At 34.3% G+C, this 8,110-nt stretch carries 4 protein-coding genes and 1 pseudogene; all 5 read left to right on the top strand.

All coding sequences use genetic code 11. The features are described from left to right. Window positions 1-224, top strand: a pseudogene (locus CJF42_RS28220) (hypothetical protein); the annotation flags it as partial. A gap of 603 nt (window positions 225-827) precedes the next feature. Further along, window positions 828-1,220 (top strand): 8-oxo-dGTP diphosphatase MutT, encoded by a 393-nt coding sequence (mutT, locus tag CJF42_RS24155; RefSeq protein ID WP_095369084.1) that lies wholly within the window; start codon window positions 828-830, stop codon window positions 1,218-1,220. A 164-nt stretch (window positions 1,221-1,384) separates the two neighbouring features. Continuing rightward, window positions 1,385-3,463: a M13 family metallopeptidase gene (locus CJF42_RS24150; protein ID WP_095369085.1), complete on the top strand. Its 2,079-nt coding sequence runs from the start codon at window positions 1,385-1,387 to the stop codon at window positions 3,461-3,463. A 228-nt stretch (window positions 3,464-3,691) separates the two neighbouring features. Continuing rightward, window positions 3,692-6,367 carry a family 20 glycosylhydrolase gene (locus tag CJF42_RS24145; RefSeq protein WP_095369083.1) on the top strand — a complete coding sequence of 892 codons (2,676 nt, stop codon included), beginning with the start codon at window positions 3,692-3,694 and terminating at the stop codon, window positions 6,365-6,367. A 282-nt stretch (window positions 6,368-6,649) separates the two neighbouring features. Further along, window positions 6,650-7,945, top strand: coding sequence for an N-acetylglucosamine MFS transporter NagP (nagP, locus tag CJF42_RS24140; protein WP_095369082.1), 1,296 nt, complete (start codon window positions 6,650-6,652; stop codon window positions 7,943-7,945). The last annotated feature ends 165 nt before the right edge of the window (window positions 7,946-8,110 follow it).

The raw sequence follows: 8,110 nt of genomic DNA, 5'->3' as shown, positions 1-8,110 counted from the left end.
ATGAGGCAAAAGCCTCACCCTACTCGATGTTTGCCCAGCGAAGCTGGCAAACCCGTCAGACTGAAAGAAGCCATAGGAAGTTAGAGGTGCATAACGTAAGTAAACCTGCTTCGGCAGTGTTGGTGAGTGAGTTGGGTAGCCCGCAAGTCGGGGTAATTAGTCCACTATTAGCCAATATCTACCTAGATGAGTTCGATCAAGAAATGATGAAGCGAGCGCACTGAATAGTGCGTTATACGGATGAAGTTTTGATATTCTGTACCTCAAAATCAGGCGCAGAAAACGCATTGAAAGTAGCGAGCCATATCTTAGAAAAAATGCTGAAATTTAAGGTGAATGAGCGTAAAACCCATATAGCACATAGCGATATGGGCATAAAATTCTTGGATGTAGTGATTTACACAAATCATACAAGCATCCAAGGAGAAGAAGCTTAAAGCATTTAAAATGAAAGTTAAGCAACTCACCAAACGTAATGGCGGAGATTAAGGGCAATACAATTGAGGCTTTGGAAAGCGGCGGATAAATTACACCGTAGATTAAAGCAGCTAAAGTATAAACCGCCTTTTAAGCGGATGAAAATGAACTCATGGCAAAACTCGATGAGTCCATTAGCAAGTTATGCCATGTCAAACAGTTAGTTTAAAGATATCGGTTTATATCAGATAGACGAAGTGAAAACGGGTGTTCTTGCTTCTTATGATTAAGAAATAGTAAATTGCATGAGCGGTATACGAGGTCTGTACGTACGGTTCTGTGAGAGGGATGAGGCATGAGCCGCACCCTACTCGATGTATTTAATAATTATCAACATAAAAGAATATAAAATGACTCAAAAAATTATTCATGTCGCAATCGGTTTGATTAAGCAAGGAACAAAAATATTTATATGTAAACGCTCTGCCGATCAACATCAAGGTAATAAGTGGGAGTTCCCAGGTGGTAAAGTTGAAGCAGGAGAAACCGTAACACAAGCTTTAGTGCGAGAGCTAAAAGAAGAAATTAATATAGATGTTATCTTGAGCGAAGCTTTTCATCAAATTCATCATGATTATCCTGATAAATCAGTCTATTTAGATATCCATTTAATAGAACATTTTACCGGTGAAGCTATAGGCAATGAAGGACAAGAGTCTTGCTGGGTTAATATTCAAAATTTAAATAATTATGAATTTCCGGAAGCGAATAAAGTGATCATTGAAAAACTGTCAACTTTATGAGTAACTCATTATGAGTCATGAATATTATTAATGTTTTCATTCATACATAGTGTATATTTCCATAATATAAACAAGCGAAATATACCCATGCTTCTCGACTTACTGAAATTGTGTATTTCTATGTAGTATGGATATAAAAAATAATAAGGGTTAAAATGAAACCAATAAAACAACTCACATTAACAGCTAGTGGTATTGCGCTCGCTTTAAGTTTGTCTGGGTGTGGGGAACAACAAGCATCGACTACAGTTAAGCAAGCAATTAAAGAGCAAGTATCAGAACTAAAAGCACCACTTCTTTCGGGAATATCCCTTGAAAATATGGATAAATCAGTTCGTGCACAAGATGATTTTTATGAACATATCAATGGTAGCTGGTTAAGAACAACAGAAATTCCAGCTGATAAATCAAACTATGGCTCTTTTAGTCAGCTTTATGACAATTCTCAAAAAGCATTAAAAACAGTGATAGAAGCAGCCGTTTCAAATAAAGATGCTGTTGCTGGTTCTGATGAGCGTAAATTAGCTGATTTTTATAATAGTTATATGAATGAAGCTAAAATTACTACGTTAGGAATAAAGCCTTTACAAGCTGACCTTAATGCAATTAAAGCAGTAAAAGATCATCAAGCTTTAACAAGTATGATGGCTGATATATTGATTAAAGGTGGTACAACACCTCTTGGTTGGTATATAAATAACGATGCTAAAAATTCAAGTGAATATGGTGTTTATATTTATCAGTCTGGCTTAGGTTTACCAGATCGTGATTACTATTTAAAAAATGATGAAAAGTTCGTGAAAATTAGAACTGAATATCAATACTTCATCAGTCAATTATTAAATAAAGCAGGTTTTGAAAACGCAGAGCAAGCAGCTAAAAATATTATTGATTTAGAAACTAAATTAGCACAGGTGCAGTGGTCTCGTGTAGAAAATAGAGATGCTACTAAAACATATAATAAACTGAGCGTTAATGAAGTTAATGATATGCTTGGTCAATTTGACTTTGTTGAGTATTTATTAAAATCAAATATTACAAGTAATGAAGTTATTATATCTCAGCCTACTTATATACAAGCGTTTGGTACATTATTTAGTGAAACCAATATCACAATTTGGCAAGATTATTTAGCTTTTCACTATATTCAAGATTACTCACATTTATTGAGTCGTGAATTTGAAGATTTAAACTTTAACTTATATAGTACTACGCTAAAAGGCATTAAAGAGCAAAAACCTCGCTGGAAAAAAGCGGTTGATTCAGCAAACTCTGTACTAGGTGAGATTTTAGGGAAAATTTATGTAAAAGATAATTTTCCGCCAGAAGCCAAGAAACGCATGACAGTAATGGTTGATAATTTGATTAAAGGTTTTGAGCTTGCAATTAATGATCTTGAATGGATGAGCCCTGAAACGAAAGTTGCAGCAAAAGAAAAGTTAAATAAATTTACTCCTAAAATTGGTTACCCTGAGAAGTGGCAAGATTATTCAGCATTAGAAATAAAATCAGATGATTTAGTGGGGAATTTCGTGCGTTATAGTCAGTGGACCTATGCTGATATGACAAGTAAATTAGGCAAGCCAGTGGATCGTAGTAAATGGCATATGACGCCGCAAACTGTAAATGCATATTACAATCCTGTAAATAATGAAATTGTATTTCCAGCAGCGATATTACAACCTCCTTTTTTCAATTTAGATGCTGATGATGCTGTTAATTATGGTGCCATAGGTGCAGTCATTGGTCATGAGTTGGGTCATGGTTTTGATGATCAAGGGGCTAAGTATGATGGTGATGGCAACTTAAGAGATTGGTGGAGTGAATCGGACCTTAAACAGTTTGAAAAACGCAGTGAAAATTTAGTAAGTTTTTATGATAAGTTTAAACCATTTGATGATGCAAATGTAAATGGTCAACTGACGTTAGGTGAGAATATTGGTGATTTAGGGGGATTAACCGTTGCTTATAAAGCATATCAAATGTCTTTGAATGGGGATAAATCGTCAGTATTAGATGGTTACAATGGCGAGCAAAGGTTCTTTATGGGTTGGTCACAAATTTGGCGAAGAAAATATCGTGACGAAGAACTCAGAAATCGTTTAATGACAGATCCGCATTCGCCGAGCCATTATCGTGTAATTGGCATATTGGCAAATATGCCTGAGTTTTATAAAGCATTTGATGTGAAGCAAGGTGATAAAATGTATATCGAACCTAAAAGTAGAGTGAAAATCTGGTAGCTTGGGGATAGTTTCATTTTAAAGTAATAATGAAAACCTGGCTTTTGCCAGGTTTTTTATTATTAACTTTAATAATAAATGAAATGATAACGCTGTCATTTTTATTTTTCATAGTATATATTTTTAAATAGTTCACGAATATACAAAATAAGAATTTAAGTTACTCAGTATTAAAGTCTAATAACTAACTAAATATTGATATCTAAAAATAAATAAAGGAGATTTTTGATGCGGTTCAATAAGAGCATGCTTCGTGGTATTAGTGCGAGTTTAATATGTTCAATGCCAATGTTCGCGATTGCTGGTTTTTCACAAGACTCAGTAGAAAAGTTCACTCAGAAAACAGAATTAAAATTTGGGATTAATAATAACTTTAAATACGCATCAAATAGCTTTGAAGGAAATTTAAGCTTTGATAATAAATCTAAAGTAGATTTACCAGCAGGGAAAAATGACTGGCAATTATATTTTCATTCAATTCGTAAAATAGACTCACAAATAGATAAAGGATTAAAATTTGAGCATGTTAATGGTGATTTACATCGCTTAGTACCTACCTCAACCTTTAAAGGTTTAAAAGCAGGAAGCACTTTAGAATTAACATTTAAAGGCGCCGCCTGGATCGTTGCATATTCTGATTTTATGCCTCGTGCCTTTATGGTAACAAATAATGGTACTCCCGCTATTTTTTCAAATACGGATACAGAAGATTTTAGTCAATTTGTTGCATCAATTGTAAGAGAAAATCAAGTTAAAAAATTCAATTCACCTGAAATGGATTTAACGCAAATAGCGAATGCACAAAATCGTTATGCCCATAATGCCAAAATGATAAAACATAAAGTATCCGAATTGGAAGCATTAAAGCGTGTGATCCCTAAGCCACAAGATATGGATTTTAATCGTGGCGAAACGGTATTAACCGAACAATGGGAAGTGCGTTATGCAGGTGGTGCGACATCGGAAATAAAAGTATTTATTGATGATCTAAAAAAATATTATCAATTAGATTTAAAAGCTGAACCTAATCATATATCCGTTAGCAAACAATCCGTCATTAACATACTAATTGATGAATCAATTAATAAAGGAAAACCTGCAAGTTATCAATTAGAGATAGATGATAATAAAATAGAAATCACTGGTAGTGATAATGCAGGTGCCTTTTATGGCATGCAAACTTTATTGGCACTGTTTCCTGCTGATAGTAAAAAAGAAGTATCTCTGCCAAGAGTTGAAATAAAAGATAGTCCTAGATATGATTGGCGTGGTATGCATTATGATAACGCAAGAAACTTCCATGGAAAGGAAGCTATGTTCAAGCTCGTTGAACAAATGGCACGTTACAAGCTTAATAAACTACATTGGCATTTTTCAGATGATGAAGGCTGGCGTTTAGAGATCCCTGATTTACCTGAACTGACTGAAGTTGGTGCTTATCGTTGTTTTGATTTAAAAGAACAAACGTGTTTATTAACTCAGCTAGGAACAGGGCCTTTTAAATCAGGCTCAGGTAATGGTTTTATGACACGTGCTGATTTCATTGAATTATTAAAGTTTGCTGCAGCAAGACATATACAAATTATTCCAGAGATAGAATCACCTGGTCATGCTAGAGCGGCGATTAAATCAATGGAAGCGCGCTACAATAAATTGATCAGTAAAGATAAAAAGCTAAGCGTAGGTCAATTACTCAATCAAGCTGGTGTGCTAAAAACGGATGCCGAAGTTAAAAAAATTCAAAAGTTACAAGCAAAAGCTTATTTGTTAAGCGATCCTGCTGATACCTCTTTTTATAATACAGTGCAAAATTATAAAGATAATTCAGTTAATGTTTGCATGGATTCAAGCTATCAATTTATAGATAAAGTAACATATGAATTACAGCAAATGTATAGAGAAGCTGGTGTTCGTTTAACTAACTTACACTTTGGTGGTGATGAGGTTGGTAAAGGTTCATGGGCAGGCTCACCTGTATGTAAGGCATTATTTGATAAGCCTGATAATGGTGTATCTGGTGTCGCAGATTTTAAACCGTATTTTACAAAACGAGTTGCTGAGTTACTAAATGCAAGAGGAATTTCTCCTGGTGCTTGGGAAGATGGTTTAATGTACGACACATTAAATACATTTAACCGTAAAGAGTTGCCAAATGAAATATTTACAGCAAATGTTTGGGATAATATTTGGGAGTGGGGTGTGGCTGACCGTGCTTACCGTTTAGCAAATAATAATTACCAAGTTATATTATCGCATGGTACACATTTATATTTTGATCATCCTTATGAAGCGCATCCAGAAGAAAGAGGTTATTACTGGGCTAGTAGATATACCAGTACAGAAAAAACATTTGGTTATATGCCTGATAATGTATATGCCAATGCCGATTTTACACGCTCAGGTAAAAAAATTGATAATTTAGAAGCTTTAGTTGGACGTTCATTACCAAAACTTGAAAAGCCTGAAAATATTTTAGGTATACAAGGACAGGTTTGGTCTGAGTCTATTCGTACTGAAGACCAAGTTTTGAAAATGTTATTTCCAAGAGCATTGGCTGTCGCAGAACGTGCTTGGCATAAAGCATCTTGGGAAGGTGATAATCCAAGTAATGCAAAACGTAAACAAGACTGGGTTAATTTCTCTGCGGCCTTAGGTAAAAAGGAGTTAAATAAAATGCTACTTTCTGGTGTGGCACCTTACTTACCTGTGCCTGGCGGCATCATTGAAAATGGCAAACTGAAAGCAAACTCATCTGTTCCATATCTTAAAATAGAAGTGAGCTTAGATAACGGTAGTAACTGGCAACCTTATTTAGCACCTATCGATGTTAAAAAAGGTGATAAAGTTAAATTGCGTAGTTATTTAAATAAACAAACAAAGAGCAGAATAACCCAAGTCAATTAAATTGTTATTAGATTATGATTAAAAAAGGACGATATTGTCCTTTTTTGTTTTTAAATTTTTAACAAAAGCTTCTGGCAATAATCGTTAAATTGTCGTAAAGTTTTATGATAGCGCTGTCATTTTTGTTAATGATATATTAGTGGGTGGTTAATTATTCTGGGTTAACCTGTTGTTTTTCCGACTATATAGCGTGAAACATAAAATTAACTATAACTATATTAAATGGAATATAAGGTTCAGGGAGAACTTATATCTCACTTAATTTCAACAAGAAGAAGTCTTATGGAAGCTACAGTGGGTTTAAATAGTACTAATAAAAATAATATTCTGCCAATGGTATTGGCCGGATCTATGTTTTTCATACTTGGTTGCGTGACCTGGTTAAATGGTGCAATAACACCGTTTTTACAACAAATGCTAGAATTATCACCTTTGCAAGCCTCTTTAATTATTTCATCTTTTTATATTTCAGTCACAATAGCTGGTATACCCTCAGCTATTCTAATTAAGAAAATAGGATATAAAAATGGTATGGCGGTAGGTTGTACAGTGATGGCTTGTGCTGCGTTATTTTTTATTCCCGCTGCAAAGTTTCAAATGATCGAAATTTTCTTGTTGGCCCAGCTGTTAATTGGTGTTGGTCAAACAATATTACAAACAGCTGTAAATCCGTACGTTGTTAAAATGGGAAAAGAAGAGTCTGCGGCTGTGAGAGTATGTATTATGGGACTACTTAATAAGTTCTCAGGTGTAGTTGTGCCAGTTTTATTTGCTGCTGTTGTAGTAAGTGGTGTAGTAGCTGAAGGTGAAGTACTTTCTCAAACGCAAAAGGATGCTATGGCTTCTAGCTTAGTATTACCTTACCTTGCAATTTCAAGTTTTGTTTTCATATTTGCATTATTTGCAAAGTTTTCAAAATTACCTGATTTAGTATTTGATGAAGGTTCGTCAGATGGTAAAAGTGATATTAAGGAGGCATTAAGTCATCCTCATCTTGTCTTAGGTATTATTGGTATTGCGTTATATGTTGCTGTAGAAGTTATTGCTGCAGATACTATTGGACAATATGCATTATTTTTAGGTATAGCTGATTATTCGATTATGACTTCTTATACAATGGCTTGTATGTTGTTAGGTTACGCAATTGGTATTGCTTTAATCCCACGCTACTTGTCACAGCAAAATGCTTTAATTATGTCAGGTGTATCTGGTGTATTAGTTGCTTTAGCAGTGGTGTTCGGAAATAACGATTCATTTGTTATTTCAAATCTACTATTAGTACCATTCGGTGGCCCAACATTACCAGATCCATTATTATTAATTGCCTTTTTAGGTTTTGCTAATGCAATGGTTTGGCCTGCGATTTGGCCGCTAGCATTATCTGGTTTAGGTCGCTTAACAGGAACAGCATCAGGTTTATTAATTATGGGCATTGCGGGTGGTGCATTAGGTCCTCTTTTATTAAGCTTAGCTAATATGTCTGGTTTAGGTGCTCAAGGTGCCTATATAATTATGGTACCTTGTTACTTATATATCATATTTTATGCTGTTAAAGGTCATAAAATAAAAAGTTGGTAATAAAGCAAGTAACTTTCTTTAATAAAAATTATTTAAATGCCAGCTTTTACTGGCATTTTTAATCTTATCCACATAGAAAAGTGAATAACCTGTACTTAACGTGTGATAATTTAAGTATAGATAATTAATTAAAAAAACTTTGATAAAACACTTGCGCAATTTTGT

This window comes from Pseudoalteromonas sp. NBT06-2 (genome assembly GCF_002276045.1).
Lineage (GTDB): Bacteria > Pseudomonadota > Gammaproteobacteria > Enterobacterales > Alteromonadaceae > Pseudoalteromonas.
Note: the sequence above shows the minus strand (reverse complement) of the source record. Positions and strands in the feature narration are given on the sequence as shown.